26 protein-coding genes are annotated in these 17,391 nt (G+C 38.4%); 24 read left to right on the plus strand and 2 right to left on the minus strand.

What is annotated here, in order from left to right:
* Positions 1 to 117: 117 nt before the first annotated feature.
* The gene (locus CCC20_RS08800; protein ID WP_058692225.1) at positions 118 to 327 is read left to right on the plus strand and encodes a MurR/RpiR family transcriptional regulator; all 210 of its coding nucleotides are present in this window, start codon (positions 118 to 120) and stop codon (positions 325 to 327) included.
* Positions 328 to 501: 174 nt separating this feature from the next.
* On the opposite strand, the gene CCC20_RS08805 is transcribed toward CCC20_RS08800, so the two are convergent.
* Positions 502 to 1,047 (minus strand): hypothetical protein, encoded by a 546-nt coding sequence (locus CCC20_RS08805; RefSeq protein WP_058692227.1) that lies wholly within the window; start codon positions 1,045 to 1,047, stop codon positions 502 to 504.
* A gap of 52 nt (positions 1,048 to 1,099) precedes the next feature.
* Here CCC20_RS08805 and CCC20_RS08810 point away from each other — a divergent pair, with 52 nt between their 5' ends.
* Positions 1,100 to 1,567: a hypothetical protein gene (locus tag CCC20_RS08810; RefSeq protein WP_238374688.1), complete on the plus strand. Its 468-nt coding sequence runs from the start codon at positions 1,100 to 1,102 to the stop codon at positions 1,565 to 1,567.
* On the opposite strand, the gene CCC20_RS08815 is transcribed toward CCC20_RS08810, so the two are convergent.
* The gene (locus tag CCC20_RS08815) at positions 1,528 to 1,779 is read right to left on the minus strand and encodes a hypothetical protein (RefSeq protein WP_058692228.1); all 252 of its coding nucleotides are present in this window, start codon (positions 1,777 to 1,779) and stop codon (positions 1,528 to 1,530) included. The genes CCC20_RS08810 and CCC20_RS08815 overlap by 40 nt on opposite strands.
* Before the next feature lie 158 nt (positions 1,780 to 1,937).
* Between CCC20_RS08815 and CCC20_RS08820 the strand changes: the two genes are divergently transcribed.
* The 22 genes from CCC20_RS08820 (at position 1,938) to terL (ending at position 17,383) form a co-directional block, all read left to right on the plus strand.
* The gene (locus CCC20_RS08820; RefSeq protein ID WP_058692229.1) at positions 1,938 to 2,249 is read left to right on the plus strand and encodes a hypothetical protein; all 312 of its coding nucleotides are present in this window, start codon (positions 1,938 to 1,940) and stop codon (positions 2,247 to 2,249) included.
* On the plus strand, positions 2,246 to 2,398 hold the full coding sequence (locus CCC20_RS08825; protein ID WP_162261893.1) for a hypothetical protein: 153 nt from the start codon (positions 2,246 to 2,248) through the stop codon (positions 2,396 to 2,398). The genes CCC20_RS08820 and CCC20_RS08825 overlap by 4 nt, the downstream gene beginning before the upstream one ends.
* 1 nt (position 2,399) lies before the next feature.
* Positions 2,400 to 2,618 carry a hypothetical protein gene (locus tag CCC20_RS08830; protein ID WP_058692230.1) on the plus strand — a complete coding sequence of 73 codons (219 nt, stop codon included), beginning with the start codon at positions 2,400 to 2,402 and terminating at the stop codon, positions 2,616 to 2,618.
* Positions 2,615 to 2,857, plus strand: coding sequence for a hypothetical protein (locus CCC20_RS08835; RefSeq protein ID WP_058692231.1), 243 nt, complete (start codon positions 2,615 to 2,617; stop codon positions 2,855 to 2,857). Before CCC20_RS08830 ends, CCC20_RS08835 begins: the two co-directional genes overlap by 4 nt.
* Positions 2,838 to 4,163 (plus strand): AAA family ATPase, encoded by a 1,326-nt coding sequence (locus CCC20_RS08840; protein WP_287180020.1) that lies wholly within the window; start codon positions 2,838 to 2,840, stop codon positions 4,161 to 4,163. Before CCC20_RS08835 ends, CCC20_RS08840 begins: the two co-directional genes overlap by 20 nt.
* Before the next feature lie 18 nt (positions 4,164 to 4,181).
* A complete protein-coding gene (locus tag CCC20_RS08845; RefSeq protein WP_287180021.1) occupies positions 4,182 to 4,517 on the plus strand; it encodes a hypothetical protein in 336 nt (111 codons plus the stop codon).
* Entirely contained in the window at positions 4,517 to 5,656 is a 1,140-nt protein-coding gene (locus CCC20_RS08850; RefSeq protein ID WP_287180023.1) for an ATP-binding protein, read from the plus strand. The genes CCC20_RS08845 and CCC20_RS08850 overlap by 1 nt, the downstream gene beginning before the upstream one ends.
* 12 nt (positions 5,657 to 5,668) lie before the next feature.
* Entirely contained in the window at positions 5,669 to 6,088 is a 420-nt protein-coding gene (locus tag CCC20_RS08855; protein ID WP_144356663.1) for a hypothetical protein, read from the plus strand.
* Between the two features lie 2 nt (positions 6,089 to 6,090).
* Positions 6,091 to 6,822: a hypothetical protein gene (locus CCC20_RS08860; RefSeq protein ID WP_117575056.1), complete on the plus strand. Its 732-nt coding sequence runs from the start codon at positions 6,091 to 6,093 to the stop codon at positions 6,820 to 6,822.
* 19 nt (positions 6,823 to 6,841) lie between these two features.
* Positions 6,842 to 7,423, plus strand: coding sequence for a hypothetical protein (locus CCC20_RS08865; RefSeq protein WP_287180027.1), 582 nt, complete (start codon positions 6,842 to 6,844; stop codon positions 7,421 to 7,423).
* 13 nt (positions 7,424 to 7,436) lie between these two features.
* On the plus strand, positions 7,437 to 8,060 hold the full coding sequence (locus tag CCC20_RS08870) for a hypothetical protein (RefSeq protein WP_077496289.1): 624 nt from the start codon (positions 7,437 to 7,439) through the stop codon (positions 8,058 to 8,060).
* Position 8,061: 1 nt separating this feature from the next.
* Positions 8,062 to 9,645, plus strand: coding sequence for a DEAD/DEAH box helicase (locus tag CCC20_RS08875; protein ID WP_287180030.1), 1,584 nt, complete (start codon positions 8,062 to 8,064; stop codon positions 9,643 to 9,645).
* A 16-nt stretch (positions 9,646 to 9,661) separates the two neighbouring features.
* Positions 9,662 to 11,920, plus strand: a complete 2,259-nt coding sequence (locus CCC20_RS08880) for an AAA family ATPase (RefSeq protein ID WP_287180032.1) — start codon at positions 9,662 to 9,664, stop codon at positions 11,918 to 11,920.
* 319 nt (positions 11,921 to 12,239) lie between these two features.
* A complete protein-coding gene (locus CCC20_RS08885; RefSeq protein WP_287180034.1) occupies positions 12,240 to 12,476 on the plus strand; it encodes a hypothetical protein in 237 nt (78 codons plus the stop codon).
* A 2-nt stretch (positions 12,477 to 12,478) separates the two neighbouring features.
* On the plus strand, positions 12,479 to 12,730 hold the full coding sequence (locus tag CCC20_RS08890) for a crAss001_48 related protein (RefSeq protein ID WP_287180036.1): 252 nt from the start codon (positions 12,479 to 12,481) through the stop codon (positions 12,728 to 12,730).
* Between the two features lie 176 nt (positions 12,731 to 12,906).
* A complete protein-coding gene (locus CCC20_RS08895; RefSeq protein WP_195990910.1) occupies positions 12,907 to 13,080 on the plus strand; it encodes a hypothetical protein in 174 nt (57 codons plus the stop codon).
* On the plus strand, positions 13,073 to 13,468 hold the full coding sequence (locus tag CCC20_RS08900; protein ID WP_287180039.1) for a RusA family crossover junction endodeoxyribonuclease: 396 nt from the start codon (positions 13,073 to 13,075) through the stop codon (positions 13,466 to 13,468). Before CCC20_RS08895 ends, CCC20_RS08900 begins: the two co-directional genes overlap by 8 nt.
* Before the next feature lie 8 nt (positions 13,469 to 13,476).
* Positions 13,477 to 13,716, plus strand: a complete 240-nt coding sequence (locus CCC20_RS08905; RefSeq protein WP_117567239.1) for a hypothetical protein — start codon at positions 13,477 to 13,479, stop codon at positions 13,714 to 13,716.
* Positions 13,706 to 13,939: a hypothetical protein gene (locus CCC20_RS08910; protein ID WP_117575070.1), complete on the plus strand. Its 234-nt coding sequence runs from the start codon at positions 13,706 to 13,708 to the stop codon at positions 13,937 to 13,939. Before CCC20_RS08905 ends, CCC20_RS08910 begins: the two co-directional genes overlap by 11 nt.
* 814 nt (positions 13,940 to 14,753) lie before the next feature.
* Complete coding sequence (locus tag CCC20_RS08915) at positions 14,754 to 15,167, plus strand: DUF722 domain-containing protein (protein ID WP_287180044.1); 414 nt, start codon at positions 14,754 to 14,756, stop codon at positions 15,165 to 15,167.
* A 391-nt stretch (positions 15,168 to 15,558) separates the two neighbouring features.
* Positions 15,559 to 15,972, plus strand: coding sequence for a terminase small subunit (locus CCC20_RS08920; RefSeq protein ID WP_058692243.1), 414 nt, complete (start codon positions 15,559 to 15,561; stop codon positions 15,970 to 15,972).
* Positions 15,962 to 17,383 (plus strand): phage terminase large subunit, encoded by a 1,422-nt coding sequence (terL, locus tag CCC20_RS08925; RefSeq protein WP_058692244.1) that lies wholly within the window; start codon positions 15,962 to 15,964, stop codon positions 17,381 to 17,383. The genes CCC20_RS08920 and terL overlap by 11 nt, the downstream gene beginning before the upstream one ends.
* Positions 17,384 to 17,391: the final 8 nt, after the last annotated feature.

The following is a 17,391-nucleotide window of genomic DNA, read 5'->3' on the forward strand; positions in this document are numbered from 1 at the left end:
AAGTGTTTTCTTTATGGATTTATTTTACACCATAGTATAAAAGTTTGTCAAGAATTTTATAAAATTATTTACTAATTCTTTTGATTTACACTATATATTTTTTAGAAAGGAGCAAACATGAGTTTACAACATCAAAAATGGATTACTCTTGTCCAAGAAAAAATGTCACAAAAAGGTTGGTCGAAAAGTGATTTGGCACAAGTGTGTGGTGTTTCTTCGGCAATGATTACAAGGCTTTTGAAAGAAGGTTATGGTAGCGATAGTTTTAAATTACTAGTATCAAAAAAACTTGGCATTCGTGAACCTTGGGAAGAATTTGAGGGGTAATGTATGAACGAACAAAAAGAAAAACTAGCTGAAGATGGCGCTAGTTTGATAGTGTGGGCAGTTATTACGATTCTGTTGTATTGCTTTTCAAGTGGTTGGCTATGGCTTGTGTTTAAATTCATCATGACGGTTATATTAATTTATAGCATTCGTGACTGGTTTGTAGAATGGACTTTATTTCTTAGTAAGTATAAAGTCAATAAATTCAAGTAACAATTCTTTTAGTGGAGGAAGAAAAAGTCCAACTAACCAAAAAATAATCTGAAATAGTTTGCTAGAGGTCTTCTCTTCGCTAATTCCAAGGTATTTAAGTAATTGGAGTGGAAGGGAAAGAACAAAGTGAATGAAATGGCGTAGAGAGTGAACATCTTGAAATTGAAGTTCGTAGTATGACTTTAAATTATCTAAAAGTACAATTTGGTCTCCTAAAATGTTCTGATTAAGACTAGGAAAACTAGCGATGACATCTATCTGATTAGTAGCAATTACATTAGCATTTCGTTGAACAATATTTTTGGCAAAACTTTCTTTACCATAGCGCTTCTTATATAACCTTGTGAAGACAGCATTGCTTGGTTTAACAGTTTCAGAGTCGGTTCTTATCCATTTGTCAAAATGTTCAGAAAGTTCTTTGACCTGTAGATAATCTGATTTTTTATCAGAGTATTCTAAATAACAAAAAAGAGCGATTATAACTATGATAGTTGCGTAGTAAAGCATATTTTACCTCCATTTTTTATTCCCATTATATCAAATTTAGAAAGGATAACACATGAAACTTAACGTAGAAATTACAAATCTAGCTGAGTTTATAACAGCAACAGAAGTAGCTCTAAAAAAAGCCGAAGAATTACAAAAAGCAATTCAACGACTTAATGATATTGATTTATTAATGAGAATCAATGAAAAAGATATACGAAGTGGAAATATAGCCACTGCATCCATTGATGCTGGTCAACTGTCAAGCCGACTTCAAAAAACATCAATCATAGGAAAGGAGCAAAAGCCTATGGAAAATTTAGCAAAAGAAGTGGAAGACTTAGTTAAAGTCAAAGCTACACAAGCATTGGTTCAATCTGAAACTTATCAGGAAGCCATTCTATTAGTCGGACAAAATGCAAGTTTAACTGAACATGGTCAGGCTATTAAAAAAGCTATTCAAGCTGAAATCGCAAGTCAAGCATTGAATAGCAAGATTAATTATAATTCTTCAACTTTAACTACAGCTGAAGAAGAGTAAACAACTGATGGATTTTCAACATCATAAAAAAATGAACTATTTACAAGCAATGTAGTAAAACTTGGAATTAATCCTTCTCGAATGTGGTTCCAAAGTGAAAAGAATTCACCTAATGAAGTTTCATTATCTCTTTTTACAATAGTTTGAAAACCTTGTTCTTCGTGAAAAATAATAGTTGAACCATCAGCAAACGTTACTTTAATTTTGGGCATAACTTTCACCTCCTTTCCAAAAATATTATATCACGGAAAGGACTTAACTATAGAAAGGACGGTGCATGTATTTTGGACACAAAAAAGCGACTGACGGCAATCAGTCACTAACAAAAATAAACTTAACTAGATTATATCACATTTAAAAGGAGCACGCTATGCCGAAAGTCGAAATAACTTACAAGGCTGTCGGAATCAACGAAGATGCTGAATGGGGCGATTATGATCACTTGATGCAACGTTGGGAAGGTTTGAGCAAGAGCGTTGCCAAACAGTGGGCAGCCGAAATGCGTGAGCATCCAGAGTTTAGGAAATACATCGACAATCCTACACATCGAATAGTTTTTATCAATTACAAAGGATTTGAGCTATTTGTTAAATGGAAATCACGTAACCGATATTTGAGTAAAAAAGAAACATTAGCAGAAATGCTAAAAAACATGAAATTAGAAGCAGAGGTTTTATTATGACATTATTTAACTGGATTTTTACAAAACCTAACAAACAAGAAACTACTCAACCAGAATTCGTGTTTGAAAGTTGGGAAACAAAAGCAAAACGTTACGACAATGTTATTAAAGCGCAAAATGCTATGACACGATACATTCAAAGAGGTTGACATGATACAAGAAGTTATTAACGAAAATGAGTTCTTGAAAGACGAAAACAAACGTCTAAACAACGAACTGACAAAACATTACTTTGCGACAGTCGCAAAAGCAAATTTACTCGACATTATCATTGCTGAGGGCTATATCTTGCCATCAACGCTTGATAAATGTATCAATCAACTTGATGAAGTTGACCAACTAGAAATTAGAAAGGTTATGACAAAATGAGATTGGCAAAACAAAAATTAGGAGCTCAACAAAATGGATATGGTCGTATTGGGTGTGATATTGATATTTACAATGAAATCGCTGAAATTGCAGACAAATGTGGTTATACATTGACAAGTGTCACGAATGCACTGCTTGGCTTCGCTTTAGAAAACAGTGAAATTATCACAGAGACTAAAACGGTAGAAGTTAATACATTCAGGATTGGAAGTGAGGATTTTGATGGTGACAATCAATAAACTTGAAATCGAAAACGTCAAGCGCATCAAAGCAGTTAAAATTGAACCATCTGCAACTGGTTTAACTGTAATTGGTGGGAATAATAACCAAGGTAAAACAAGTGTTCTGGATAGTATTGCTTGGGCTCTTGGTGGTAACAAATACAAGCCAAGTAAAGCAGAGCGTGAAGGGTCAATGGTACCGCCTACGCTTAAAGTGACACTTTCAAATGGGCTGATTGTGGAACGTAAAGGTAAGAATAGTGCGCTTAAAGTAGTTGACCCAAATGGCCAAAAAGCAGGGCAACAGCTGTTAGATAGCTTCGTGGAAGAGTTAGCTATCAATCTTCCTAAATTCATGGACAGCACGCCAAAAGACAAGGCTAACACGCTTTTACAAATCATTGGTGTTAGTGACCAGCTAGCTGAATTGGAGCTAAAAGAAAAGGAAATCTATAATCAACGCCACGCAGTTGGTGTGATTGCTGACCAAAAAGAAAAGTTCGCCAAAGAACAGCCATACTATCCAGATGCACCGAAAGAACTGGTTAGCATTTCCGAGCTTATCCAACAACAGCAAGCTATCTTAGCTAAGAATGGTGAGAATGCTCGTAAGCGTCAAAACGTGACAGTCATTCAACAAAACTACGACTTCAAACAACAAGAAGTTGATGAACTAAAAAAGAAGCTTAGAGCGGCTGAACAACAATTGGACCAGCTAACGGAAGATTTACAGATTGCACAGACTGACGCTATGGATTTGCACGACGAGTCAACAGCTGAAATCGAAGAAAATATTGCGCGTATTGACGAAACTAACAGACGTGTTCGCGCTAATCTTGACAAAGATAAAGCTGAGGACGACGCTAAACAACAACGTGAACAATACAATCAATTGACTAACGAAATCGAAGCTGTTCGTCAACAAAAAACAGACTTGTTAACCAACGCAGACTTGCCACTTGAAGGCTTGTCAGTTAACGACGGTAAGCTACTTTACCAAGGTCAAGAATGGGATAACATGTCTGGTAGTCAACAGCTTATGGTGGCTACTGCGATTGTTCGTAAGCTTAAACCAGAATGTGGTTTTGTTCTGATTGACAAACTAGAACAAATGGACCAAATCACACTTGAACAGTTCGGCAATTGGTTAGAACAAGAAAGCTTACAAGCCATTGCCACAAGAGTGTCAACTGGTGATGAGTGTGCTGTAATTATCGAGGACGGCTACTCTATCGAAAACAAAGCGCTAAATAAGCAAATTAGCGAAGTTGGAGCGCAGTTAGATAAAGTCAAAGCCCAAGGCTGGCAAGCAGGCAAATTTTAAGAAATAGGAGAAAAAACAATGAAACAAACTAAAACATTTATCGTATTTCGCAACAAAGAAAAAGGTTATTTTCTAAGCGCGTATAAAAACAATGAAGATGCTCTAGCATTTACAGCTAACTATACCAAAGAAATTAAATCAGCGCTTTCTATTCCTGAAGAGAATTTCAAAGAAGATAAGGAAAAATACGAAGGCTTGTTGCAAGCATTTGAAGCAGAACCACTAAAAGTTGAAACTGAATATACACTCACGACACTAGACGGTGAAGAACCAGAAGAAATTAAGGCCGACAATCAAAGCAAGGCTAAAATGCTATTTGATGCGCTTGATGATATTTTTGGGGGTGACGATTAATGCAAATCACAAAAGGAAAACGCGCACGAGCCCAAAAAGTAGTCATCTATGGTCCAGAAGGTATTGGTAAATCAACCTTTGCATCACAATTCCCAGGAGCAGTATTTATTGACACCGAAGGATCAACCGACAACATGGACGTTTCACGCTTGAATAAACCGTCAAGCTATACCATGCTAAAAAATGAAATTGCATGGGTCAAAGCTAATCCAACTGTTTGTAAGACGCTTGTCATTGATACGATTGACTGGGCAGAAAGTTTAGTCATTGCAGATGTCTGCGCACAACATGGCAAGAAAGGTATTGAGGATTTCGGTTGGGGGAATGGCTACACATACACTAAGGAAGAAATGGGGCGTTTGCTCAATCAACTTGGTGAATTGGTCGATTTAGGTATCAACGTTGTGTTAACAGCGCACGCTCAAATGCGTAAATTTGAACAGCCAGACGAAATGGGGTCTTACGACCGTTGGGAACTTAAACTTGGTAAAAAGACAAGTTCACAGACGGCACCGTTAGTTAAAGAATGGGCTGATATGGTTTTGTTTGCCAATTATAAAACAGTCGTCATGACAGCCGATAACGGTAAGAAAAAGGCTACTGGTGGGCAACGTGTTCTATACACGCAACACCACCCAGCTTGGGACGCTAAAAATCGTCATGGTTTACCAGAGGAAATGACGTTTGATTATGCAGGTATTGCACACATCTTTAATCAAGCAACGGTACAACCACAGCCTACACCTCAACCACAACCACAACAACCAGTGCCAGAACCTGCTCCACAAGCACCAGCACAGGAACAAACACCAACTGCTGAACCAGCGCCAGAGGCTCAACCACAGGCGCAAGAAACGCCACAGCAACCGTCACAAGCGCCTGAAAGCTTAACGCAGCCTGCGCCAGAACGTCAACCTTACCAAGAGCCTAATTTAGCCTTGCCACAAGCTCTGCGTGATTTGATGATACAAAATCAAGTCACAGAGCTTGAAGTCCAAAAGGCAGTTGCTCAAAAGGGTTACTATCCAGAAGACACGCCAGTTATCATGTATGACCCAGGATTTATTGACGGTGTTCTTATTGGCGCTTGGGAACAAGTGTTTAGCATGATTAAAGATAATCGTATCTTGCCATTTTAGAAAGGAATCACAATGGATAAAACAATTAAATTAGACTTGTCAGCTATCGGTGAAGGGAGTCTACAAGAAAAAGTAGACAAAGAACTTGAAAAAATCTTTGACAACATTCTTGATCCAAATACTGAAAGCAAGCCAGCGCGTAAGTTAACGATTACGCTCACAATGAAAGCTGACGAAAGTCGTCAGACTGTCAGCACAGCAATGGAAGTGAAATCAACACTAGCACCTCAAAAAGGTGCAGCAACAACCGTCCTTGTTGGTCAGAAAGACGGTAAGGTCTACGCTAACGAATTGCTTAGTAGCGTTCCTGGTCAAACCTATTTCGACAATGAAGCGGTCTTGCGTACCGATATTGGCGAACCAATCGAAGCGCTAGAAAAAGGCATTAATGAAGATGTCATTGATTTTAATAAACAGAAAGCAGGTAATTAATTATGTCAGAAAACATTAAAGAAGCTATTGCATACGGCGTTGAGTTAGCAAGCCGTGAAGAAAAAATCATCACAGTTGATGACAAACACTACTATGATGACTCAAAAGCTAATCTTGTTGAGCTTGAACCGAAACTTTATCCAGATGTACTTGAATTATGCACGCTTGATAGTTTAGTCGACTACCTTAAATCAGGACTTAACAACACTAGCTATCAACGTTTAATGGTTATTGTGGAAAGTCCAACTCAAGTGTCTGTCTATACTGAAGATGATGAAAAAGCAGTACGTACACGTCTTGTTAGCGTTGAAGCACGTATCCCAAGTATTCAATACGGTTACTACATGTCATCAACTGACTTCAACGTTTACCTACAATCTAAATTTGAAGATACAGATGACCGCGACGTTGTTTTGAATTTTGCAAGTGCGCTTAAAATTGACAATGGTTCAGAAATTGTTGATAACGGTGTTAGCCAAACAACGACTGTTAAAACTGGAGTAGCTAACTTAGCAAAAGCTAAAGCACCAAACCCAGTCATGCTACGTCCATACCGCACATTTGCAGAGGTGGAACAACCAGCTAGCCAATTTGTATTTCGTATCGATAAAAATGCAGAAATGGCACTATTTAGCGCAGATGGTGGTAAATGGCGCTTAGATGCAATCAACAACGTTGCTAACTACTTGAAAGCACAACTTGCAGAGCAAGGCAATATTACAATTTTAGCTTAATCAAAAAGGAGAAATTAACATGACACAATTTAACAATAACTTTGACCATGAATTAGGGTGGGATGATGAAATTACCACAGACCCAAAAGAATTCGTACAGCTCACGCCTGGTGACTACCAATTCACAGTCACTAACTTAGAACGTGGACGTCACACACCAAACCCACAAAAGCCAGGAAAACTTCCAGCATGTAATAAAGCAACACTTACCCTTCAAATTGAAACAGCAGAAGGTATTGCACAATTAACACACAACTTATTCTTGCACACGTCAACAGAAGGTACGCTATCAGCGTTCTTTGGCGCAATCGGTCAAAAGAAACACGGTGAACCACTTCGTATGAATTGGAATAGTGTCATTGGCGCAAAAGGTGTTTGCCGAGTAAACAAACGTAAAGGTACTGCTCAATATGCCGACCGTGAATATGACAATATTAGAGCCATGATTTACGCTGACGACGTTGATTGGACAAAAGTGTTGAACGCAAACGTACAACCGCAACAGCCAACTTATCAACAACCAGCACAAAATTATCAAACAACACCACAACCTCAACAATCCCCACAACAACCTGCAGGTTTTCAAGCTGGGCAATTTTAAGAGGTAGCTAACAATGAAAACAAGAAAATTAAAGAATGATTTAACTGGTCAGACTTTTGGTTTTCTAAGGGTATTACGCCGTTCCGAAGATGTCGGGAACGGTCGTAAGCCTGTTGTTAAGTTTGTCTGCGAGTGCAAATGCGGAAAAACTATTCATGTTAAATCAGATTCCTTACTATCTGGTCACACAGTAAGTTGTGGATGTAAAAAAGTAAAACATGGATTTTCACACAAGGAGCGTTTATACCAAACATGGCTTAATATGCGTCAAAGATGTAATAATCCTAATCGTCCAGATTTTGCAAGATATGGTGATAGAGGGGTAAAGATTTGTGACGAATGGCAGGATTATTCAAAATTCAGAGAATGGTCATTATCACACGGATATGCCGACAACTTATCGATTGACCGCATTGATGTTAATGGTAATTATGAACCCTCTAATTGCAGGTGGGTAGATAACTATATTCAAGCAAACAACACTCGTAAAAATCATTTGATTACATTTGAAGGCAAAACTTATACAATGGCAGAACTTGCCAGAAAGCTAGGGGTATCTTATGCAGCATTACAGCACAGAGTAGAGCGAGGTTGGACGATTGATAGAATCGTCAACACACCTCAAAGGAGTTGGTGAAATGGAATTACGAAGCTATCAGCAAGAAAGTATTGACTCTATTTTGTCAGAATGGGAGCAAGGTCATAAAAGAACGTTATTAGTTTTGCCAACAGGGTGTGGGAAAACCGTAGTCTTTACTAAGTTAACCGAGGAATTGGTTAGGCAAGGAAAACGTGTTCTTATTTTAGCTCACCGCTCGGAATTGCTAGAACAAGCAGCAGATAAATTAAAAAAAGTTACTGGGCTTGGTGCCTCGGTCGAAAAAGCTGAGCAGACTTCGCAAGGGTCATGGTATCGTGTAACTGTTGGTAGTGTCCAAACGCTTCAAAGAGATAAACGACTTGAACAATTTCCAAAAGATTATTGGGATGTCATTATTGTAGACGAAGCGCACCATATTTTAGCTGATGGTTACCAAAAAGTAATGAATTACTTTGATTGCGCAGATGTATTGGGAGTTACAGCTACAGCTGACAGATCTGATCGTCGCAATCTAGGCGAATATTTCGATAGTCTCGCTTATGAATATTCGATTGTTGACGCAATCAAATCTGGCTATTTATCAAAGATTACAGCAGTTACTATCCCGTTGACGTTGGATTTATCAAGTGTTAGTCAACAAGCGGGTGATTTCAAGGCTAGCGAAGTTGGAACAGCGTTAGATCCATATTTGGAACAAATCGCAGATGAAATGGTTAAGCAATGTTCAGACAGGAAAACAGTTGTATTCTTACCATTGGTAAAGACGTCTAAGAAATTCCGTGACATTTTAAACAAGAAGGGCTTTAAAGCTGCTGAAGTGAATGGCGAGTCAGAAGACCGTGCGGAAATTTTAGCTGACTTTGACGAAGGTAAATACAATGTTTTGTGTAATTCAATGTTACTGACTGAAGGCTGGGATTGTCCGAGCGTTGACTGCGTTGTGGTGCTTAGACCGACAAAGGTTAGAGCGCTGTATAGTCAAATGGTAGGACGTGGCACGCGCTTAGCAGAAGGTAAAGAGAATTTGTTGATTCTGGATTTCCTTTGGCATACAGAACGCCACGAACTATGCCGACCAGCACATCTAATCACTGACAGCCCAGAAGTGGCTAAGAAAATGGTTGAAAACATGGCTGAACAGACGAACCAACAATTTGAATTGCTGGAAGCTGAAGAAACAGCTAGCAAGGACGTTGTGGCTAAACGTGAAGAAGCACTTGCAAAACAATTGTCAGAAATGCGCAAGCGTAAACGTCGATTAGTTGACCCACTACAATTTGAAATGTCTATCCAAGCCGAGGACTTAGCGGACTATGTTCCAGCGTTTGGCATTGAGATGACACCGCCAACAGACAAACAACTAAAAGCATTAGAGAAGTTCGGTATCTTTACTGATGATATTGGCAATTTTGGTAAGGCTAGCAAGCTGTTAGACCGACTTAAGAAACGTCAAACAGAAGGGCTAACCACACCTAAACAAATTCGTTTGCTTGAACGCTACGGGTTTAAAAATGTTGGTATGTGGACATTCGACAGCGCAAGTAGCCTAATCAATCGCATTGCTGCAAACGGTTGGCGTGTTCCTCGTGGTATTCGACCAGCGGAATTTAAACCAGAATAAATAAGAAAGGATAAACATGGCAGAGAGAGATTTTGAACTGCTACCATTGCTGGATTATATCAATCCTGCCATGGTAGATTATGCGACTTGGTGCCAAATTGGTATGGCTTTGAAACACGAAGGTTATACCGCTATGGACTGGGATAACTGGTCACAAGCTGATACACGTTATAAACGTGGAGAGTGTTTCAAAAAATGGGATACTTTCAACGAAGAAGCAGGTAGTGTCGTAACAGGAGCTACTATCACGCAGCTAGCAAAGGATAATGGCTGGCAACCTGCGTCAAGTGGTCGTGGTGATTTCCATGAGCTGGATTGGGAAGATACCATTGACCGTGACTATCAAATCGTTGATAAGAACTGGATTGAATCCAAAGAAATCAGAGAGCCATTAAATTGGCAACCTGCACAAGATTTGATTAGATATCTAGAAACCTTGTTTGATTCAACGGATCTAGTCGGCTACGTGACTGCGACATATCCAATTGAAACAGACAATGGCACGATTTATAAGCCAACACAAGGGAATTTTGATAGGACAGCTGGTGAGCTTATCCAATTGTTGCAAAAAACACCTGACGATATTGGAGCTGTCTTTGGTGATTATAAGGAAGAAGCAGGTGCGTGGATTCGTTTCAATCCACTTGACGGGAAAGGCGTTAAGAACGACAACGTCACAGATTATCGCTATGCGCTAGTCGAATCAGATACATTAGACATTGGTAAGCAATATGCGCTGTTTAAAGAGTTAGAGTTACCAATTGCAACGCTTGTCCATTCTGGTAAGAAATCATTGCACGCAGTCGTGAAAGTAGATGCGCGTGATTATCAAGAGTACAGGAAACGTGTTGATTACATATATCAAATCTGTAAGAAGAATGGGCTTGATATTGATACGCAGAACCGCAATCCTAGCCGTCTATCACGCATGCCAGGTGTCACACGTAACGGACACAAACAATTTTTGATTGACACCAACATTGGTAAAGCAAATTATGATGAATGGTATCAGTGGGTCGAAGATTTAAACGACGACTTACCAGACCCTGAAGGACTGTTAGACAGCTGGAACGACATGCCAGACTTAGCACCAGAATTGATTCACGGCGTGTTGCGTCAAGGACATAAGATGCTTATCGCTGGTCCTTCCAAAGCTGGAAAATCATTCGCCTTGATTGAGCTATCAATTGCGATTGCAGAGGGCAGCAAGTGGTTAGGTTGGCAATGTGAACAAGGACGTGTCTTATATGTCAATCTGGAACTTGATAGACCGTCAGCATTGCACCGTTTTAAAGACGTGTACGACGCTATGGGACTTCAAGCAAATAATGTTCAAAATATCGACGTCTGGAATTTGCGTGGTAAGACTGTGCCAATGGATAAGTTAGCACCTAAGCTGATCAGACGTTCACTTAAGAAAAATTATCAAGCGGTCATCATTGACCCGATTTATAAGGTGCTGACTGGGGATGAGAACAGCGCAGACCAAATGGCACACTTTACCAATCAGTTTGACAAAGTAGCAACTGAGCTAGGTTGTAGTGTGATTTACTGTCACCACCATTCAAAAGGGGCTCAAGGTGGCAAGAAATCAATGGACCGTGCTAGCGGTTCGGGAGTGTTTGCTCGTGATCCAGACGCGTTGATTGACTTAGTCGAACTTGAACTAAACGACAATCTGTTTAAACAACGTACTGACAAAGCGAAATGCGACGTGTTTAAACGTGCTATCCAAGAAAAGAACCTAGACTATTACCAGCATGAAATCACACTTGATGACTTGCAAAGTGTCGCACAGATGAGTAAACATTTTGACAAAGCACTTGACGACATCATGGTCAGAAAGCCATACTTGCACGAAATCCAGCAAGTCGAAGAATCTATCAAGATTTCTACTGCGTGGCGTGTTGAGGGTACGCTTCGTGAATTTGCGAAGTTCCCACCAGTCAATATGTGGTTCAGCTATCCAGTTCACTCTGTGGATACAACAGGTGTTCTTGCAGATATTCAATTGGAAGACAGTAAACCTGCATGGCAGAAAGCTAAGGATAGTAGAAAGTCTAAGAAAGAAAAACTCAAAGAAAGACAAGAAAAATTAGAAACAGCTTATAGTGCATTATCTGACGGTTCGACTCCAGTAACTCAAAAAGAATTAGCTGAGTATCTGGACACTACAGAGAGAACCGTGCTGAATTATGTGAAAGAACATGAAGATTTTATCGCTCAAAAAGGAATAATTTATCAAGTTGCTAATGTAGAAAAAAATGAAAAATAACGTTTTTTTCAAAAACTGCATTTTACGAAAGAAAGAAAAAAACATGTTGAAAACAACGTGAAAGAGTACGTTTTTTTCATTTCCTAGTACGAAAAATAATGTTTTTTTCAAGTATTTCTAGCTAGGAAAAAAACGCGAAAAAAACATGTTATTTTCGGAAAAAGAAAAGCAATAGACTTAAAAGTCGTAATAGATTGTTTTTCCTTCGTCAAAAGTCAAAGAGAAAAGGAAAAGGGGCTGTAAGCTCTGCCCCTTTATCCTTTGTCTAAACTTTGACAAAGGCGCACATGGAAACGTAAAAATTGTAAAGAAGGTAAAAATGGCTAGACATAAAAAAGTAAGATCTAAGAAATTAGAAGTCGGAAAATATATGCCTCCGCTTTATCATAAATTACCTAACGAAGAATACTTTGCTGAAAACTCAGAAGTGCTTCAATGGATTGCGAAACAACCTAATTTGTTAGAATGGACTTTTTCACAACTAAAAAGTGCAGGTTATGTTGAATATGATCCAGAAACTGGAATATGGTCTGGAGTTAAAGATTGGGAGGTGTAAAAATGGAAATTTATAAACTTAGAATGATTATTGAATATCAAGAACTAAAAAAGCGCACTGAAAGGTTAGGTAAATTATTAGATAAGCATCTTTATGGAGAATTAGACTTTGAGTTAAATTGTCCAGTGGCATTACTTGAAAGTCAATATTATACTATGCAAACTTATCTCAGTATTTTGAAACAACGTGCTGAAATTGAAAATATTGACCTTGATTATGACTTGGTTAGTAACCGAAGCGAGGAAGATTATTGAGGTGCAGTTGAGATGCAAAGGATACCAATTGAAGATCTAAGAGAAATGCTTGTTAAAGTAATCAAGAAAATTGGATGGATATACTGATAGAGAATTGATTGAAATTCAATGTATTGGCGATAAGCTAAAAGAAATGGCGATGTATGAAGTTTTTTTAAGAGAAAGAAGTTGACAAAATGACATTAAACAAAAAAGCTATTGACAATCTAAAAAATAAAATTGATTGTTTATTGGATAAATGTGAAGAGGATTTTGAAGAAATGGCACTTAATCCAGATTACACATTTGGATTGCTTATGAGTGCCAGTGCGACACTTGGTGCAGTTTCTAGGGAGCTATCTGATGATTGAATTTTTCTTACCTATGAAAGAAATTCCAACAGTCACTCACCAGCAAAAGAAAGTTCGTGTTATACATGGTAAGCCACAATTCTATGAGCCAGACCAACTAATGGAAACGCGGGCAATGTTCATGGAATTGTTAGCACCATATGCACCAGATGAACCGCTAGACGGTCCGTTGAGGTTGACGACTAAATGGCTGTTTCCAAAAATCAAAGGTACGACTAACGGTCAGTACAAGCATACAAAGCCTGATACAGATAATCTTGTTAAGTTGCTAAAAGATTGCATGGAAAGAACGGGATTCTATGTCAATGATTCAAGAGTGGCTAGTGAGATAATCGAAAAGTTTTGGGCTGACACAGTTGGAATATACGTGAGGTTGGAAAACTTATGAGTAAACATATGAATAACTTAAGAGCTAAACACGCTGTGACGTTTTCAGAACACCACACAGAAAATGCGCTAGAAACCTTAGATGCGTTCATTGCGTGGACGAAAGAAAAGCAGCTTAAAAGCTATCTTGAGATTGCTAAATTGCTGTATGTGCCACCAAATGAGGTACAAAAATTACTAACACGAGCCAAATTGCCAGATGAGCGTATTGAAAAGCGAATGAAAGAGGTTATGCGTCATGAAGATTGATTATATTGATTTCTTTCAAAATGAAGTCACAGCATGGATGATGGCTAGCAATATGAAATCACAAGAAGTTGGTTTTGGAAGTCTCGCTTACTGGGAATGGGCTAATCAGTCCATTGTGGCTATCTGCGAGAAATACGGTAATGATGAATTGGTTAACGGTCAGTTTCACTTAATCTGGGACTGGTTAGATAAACAAGCGAAAGGAGTAGGCAATAATGATTGATTTCATGTGGTTAGTAATACAATTAATATTCAGCTTAGTGTGTATTACAGCACTTATATTTCTTTTAATTTTATGTATTTGGTGCATCATTGCAACAGTCAAATTCATTATTAAAAATTTGTGAGCTTATTTGAGGGTCATTCCTCAAATAGGCATAACAGCTATCATCATTAAAAATTTTTAGAAAGATGAGCTATGACCTTAGTTTTGATAGCTGGACTAAGTGAGCGACTCCATTAATAATTAATTTCTAGTGGTAATTCGGTAGCAATGCAGTTCTAAGCTGAATGAGTGAGTGCAACTCTCACTCTTGCTATTAGACTGGTAACTAAAAATTAAAAAAGAAAGTAGGTTCAATGATGACTGTTTGCCAGTCGACAGTCTAGAACTCCTTTGTATTTTCCAGATTTTTTAAAATAATCATTCGGTGCCTATGATGGTCTTGAGCGTGATTCGATTTCACGCATAGGCATAACCCGAAATATTTTATATGGTTTTGTGAGGTGAAAAAAACTCCTTCTTACACAAATTAGTATATTCGCTAGTGAAGTTTATCGGGTTACTTGCTAGCAACATAGCGAAATCAAAAATAGAAAAGAGGAACTCCTTAAAATCTTTCTGTATTAAATCAATCTAACGCTAATTATCGCTAGTTAGTTATTATGCAAGGCGCTGCTATATTTCCTCATGGTAATTCAATGTTTGGGTCGTGCGCCTGCCCGTTTTGTGGAAACACAAAAAGCCCCTGCACACGCAAGGACCTAAGATATATATAAATGACGTTTATATTATATCATAAAGGAGCTGTGAAGTAGTGGGAAAATTGAGTAATTCACAATTAAAAGCACTTGATGAGCTATTGTTTGATTATGTGAGCATTGACCATAAGATTGCTGTGAGAAAGCTAGAAATTAGTGACGTTCCAAATATAGACGAAAATGTGGGGGGTGGACGTACCAATGTTGTGTCTAAACCAACAGAAACGACTATAGCGCGTTGGGATAGTGACCAGCGATTAAATAGTTTGTATGCGCAGAAACACGCAGTGGAGAATACGTTGAATATGTTAGACGACGATATGGAACGCATTTTCTGGTTACGTTGGGCAAGAGGTAGCGTGAATACCTGGGACGCCATTGCTGGTAAAATGCACATGTCAATCAAGACAATTTACCGAAAACGTCAACGAATTTTAGAAATTTTTGCTGATTTTTATGGTTTTTCGTAAAAATGACAAAAAACACGATATTTTTGTCACCTAAAATGCGATATTATGTTATCATCAAGGTTTTGAAGATAAGGACGAGGATTATTGAGGGTCTTTCTCGTCCTTATTTGTTATGGTTTACAGTCCTGAAATGAGCTGAGCCACGTCGGCTGTCATTGAAAAATAAATGGAAGTGAAAAATATCCCGTGAGCGGATAGCTGAAAAACGGTATACAATCCAGGTTGAGTATATCGGTGTTTGCCTGTACAGCCTTTTGGGCAAACTGTTGGAATATAGCACAAATAGATAGTGCACTAAATTTTTTACTTTAGATATGTGGGTGCAGTTCCCACTATTCCTCTGACAGTCACACGTTTGTGTGGCTTTTTATTTTAGATTGGGGGTGATGAATTGACGTTAACGAAACTGCAAAAGAAATTTGCTGAAGGGATTGCTTTAGGTATGAAGCAAGGTCAAGCAGCACGTTATGCTGGTTATTCAGAAAAATCAGCTGATACACAAGCTTACAACAATATGAAAAACGTTGAAATTTTAGCATTTGCTGATGAATTAATCGAAGCGCAAAAGAGTATGTTAAAAAGGCGCTTTTCGGGTTTGGCATCTATTGCAGTTGATAAAACAATTGATATTTTGCAAGACGTTGATGCATCACCTCAAGCACGTTTAAATGCCGCTAAAATGATACTTGATTACGCTGGTATGGAAGAACCTAAACAGCTTAATGTTAGGGCTGATGTGAACCAGTCTAATCCATTTGAGGGACTGACAACAGATGAGTTAAGGAAGTTGATTGATGATGGATAAAACAGCAATCAAACAGCAAGCACGTTTTGAGTTAGCTCGTCGTGATTTCTTTTATTATTGTCATCTAATGGCAAGTGATTTCTATAAGCCGTCTCGTAAATACTTAGTTGAGCTTTGCAATGATTTGCAAGGCTTTTTAAGTGATGATGAGCATAACGTTTTGGTTATCAATGAACCGCCAAGGCACGGAAAATCAAGGACGGCAGGCATGTTTGTTCAATGGTTACTTGGAAATGACAATAACAAAAAGATAATGACTGGCTCATACAACGAAACGTTATCAACTGTGTTTTCAAAGAATGTCAGAAATGCTATTCAAGAAACGAAAGCAGATAAAGACGTTACTGTGTTTAATGACATTTTTCCAGATACGCATATCAAATATGGTGATGCCGCTATGAACTTGTGGAGTTTAGAGGGTGGCTATAACAATTATCTGGCTACCAGTCCAACTGGTACAGCGACTGGTTTTGGTGCTGATATTATTATCGTTGATGACCTTATCAAAAATGCTGAAGAAGCTAACAACGCTACTGTCCTGGAAAAGCATTGGGAGTGGTTCACAAATACTATGCTGTCTCGTCTTGAAGAAGGTGGGAAAATTATTATTATCATGACACGTTGGCATTCGCAAGATTTGGCAGGTAAGGCGCTGATTGAACTTCCTAAGTCTGATTACAAGGTCAAGCATATCAGCATGAAAGCTTATGATGAAGCGACAGATACCATGCTTTGTGATGAAGTCCTAAGTAAACAAGCTTATTTTCAAAAGACTAAAACCATGGGAGCTGACATAGCTTCTGCTAACTACCAGCAAGAACCAATTGACTTAAAAGGTCGTTTGTATTCTGGATTTAAAACTTATGATACAAGACCTAAATTCAAACGTATTAGTGCTTATACCGATACAGCGGATACAGGAAGCGACTATCTATCAAGTTATATTTACGGTGTGACATCTGACAATGAAGCTTATATTCTTGATATTGTCTTTACTAAAGAGCCAATGGAAGTCACCGAACCATTGCTTGCCAGAAAATTAGCGAAGCATGAAGTCAATACATGCGATATTGAAAGTAATAATGGTGGTCGTGGTTTTGCCCGTAATGTTGAAAGGTTAACTAAAACACAATACAACAACCATTACACGCTTTTTAATTGGTTTCATCAATCGCAAAATAAACAAGCTCGTATTTTGACAAATGCTACATGGGCGATTGAACACATTTACTTTCCAGAGAATTGGCGTCACAAATGGCCTGAACTTTATCAGGAACTGATGTCTTACCAACGTGAAGGTAAAAACGCACATGATGACGCAGCAGATGCTCTAACAGGTATTGTTGAAAGTATTAATAACAAAATTAAAACAAAAGCTAAAGTTCGACGTAAGTCAGCTTATGGTTTATAGAAAGGAGT

Source organism: Streptococcus sp. LMAG:39 (assembly GCF_008680485.1).
GTDB lineage: Bacteria > Bacillota > Bacilli > Lactobacillales > Streptococcaceae > Streptococcus > Streptococcus pasteurianus.

What these genes read in the sequence shown, in the direction of transcription:
- CCC20_RS08850 (WP_287180023.1), top strand. Translation starts at nt 4,517, where the DNA reads ATGCAAATCACAAAAGGAAAACGCGCACGAGCCCAAAAAGTAGTCATC.
- CCC20_RS08855 (WP_144356663.1), top strand. Translation starts at nt 5,669, where the DNA reads ATGGATAAAACAATTAAATTAGACTTGTCAGCTATCGGTGAAGGGAGT.
- terL (WP_058692244.1), top strand. Translation starts at nt 15,962, where the DNA reads ATGATGGATAAAACAGCAATCAAACAGCAAGCACGTTTTGAGTTAGCT.
- CCC20_RS08905 (WP_117567239.1), top strand. Translation starts at nt 13,477, where the DNA reads ATGAATAACTTAAGAGCTAAACACGCTGTGACGTTTTCAGAACACCAC.
- CCC20_RS08900 (WP_287180039.1), top strand. Translation starts at nt 13,073, where the DNA reads ATGATTGAATTTTTCTTACCTATGAAAGAAATTCCAACAGTCACTCAC.
- CCC20_RS08805 (WP_058692227.1), bottom strand. Translation starts at nt 1,047, where the DNA reads ATGCTTTACTACGCAACTATCATAGTTATAATCGCTCTTTTTTGTTAT.
- CCC20_RS08810 (WP_238374688.1), top strand. Translation starts at nt 1,100, where the DNA reads ATGAAACTTAACGTAGAAATTACAAATCTAGCTGAGTTTATAACAGCA.
- CCC20_RS08865 (WP_287180027.1), top strand. Translation starts at nt 6,842, where the DNA reads ATGACACAATTTAACAATAACTTTGACCATGAATTAGGGTGGGATGAT.
- CCC20_RS08890 (WP_287180036.1), top strand. Translation starts at nt 12,479, where the DNA reads ATGGAAATTTATAAACTTAGAATGATTATTGAATATCAAGAACTAAAA.
- CCC20_RS08880 (WP_287180032.1), top strand. Translation starts at nt 9,662, where the DNA reads ATGGCAGAGAGAGATTTTGAACTGCTACCATTGCTGGATTATATCAAT.
- CCC20_RS08895 (WP_195990910.1), top strand. Translation starts at nt 12,907, where the DNA reads ATGACATTAAACAAAAAAGCTATTGACAATCTAAAAAATAAAATTGAT.
- CCC20_RS08825 (WP_162261893.1), top strand. Translation starts at nt 2,246, where the DNA reads ATGACATTATTTAACTGGATTTTTACAAAACCTAACAAACAAGAAACT.
- CCC20_RS08910 (WP_117575070.1), top strand. Translation starts at nt 13,706, where the DNA reads ATGAAGATTGATTATATTGATTTCTTTCAAAATGAAGTCACAGCATGG.
- CCC20_RS08875 (WP_287180030.1), top strand. Translation starts at nt 8,062, where the DNA reads ATGGAATTACGAAGCTATCAGCAAGAAAGTATTGACTCTATTTTGTCA.
- CCC20_RS08820 (WP_058692229.1), top strand. Translation starts at nt 1,938, where the DNA reads ATGCCGAAAGTCGAAATAACTTACAAGGCTGTCGGAATCAACGAAGAT.
- CCC20_RS08800 (WP_058692225.1), top strand. Translation starts at nt 118, where the DNA reads ATGAGTTTACAACATCAAAAATGGATTACTCTTGTCCAAGAAAAAATG.
- CCC20_RS08860 (WP_117575056.1), top strand. Translation starts at nt 6,091, where the DNA reads ATGTCAGAAAACATTAAAGAAGCTATTGCATACGGCGTTGAGTTAGCA.
- CCC20_RS08885 (WP_287180034.1), top strand. Translation starts at nt 12,240, where the DNA reads ATGGCTAGACATAAAAAAGTAAGATCTAAGAAATTAGAAGTCGGAAAA.
- CCC20_RS08830 (WP_058692230.1), top strand. Translation starts at nt 2,400, where the DNA reads ATGATACAAGAAGTTATTAACGAAAATGAGTTCTTGAAAGACGAAAAC.
- CCC20_RS08835 (WP_058692231.1), top strand. Translation starts at nt 2,615, where the DNA reads ATGAGATTGGCAAAACAAAAATTAGGAGCTCAACAAAATGGATATGGT.
- CCC20_RS08845 (WP_287180021.1), top strand. Translation starts at nt 4,182, where the DNA reads ATGAAACAAACTAAAACATTTATCGTATTTCGCAACAAAGAAAAAGGT.
- CCC20_RS08815 (WP_058692228.1), bottom strand. Translation starts at nt 1,779, where the DNA reads ATGCCCAAAATTAAAGTAACGTTTGCTGATGGTTCAACTATTATTTTT.
- CCC20_RS08870 (WP_077496289.1), top strand. Translation starts at nt 7,437, where the DNA reads ATGAAAACAAGAAAATTAAAGAATGATTTAACTGGTCAGACTTTTGGT.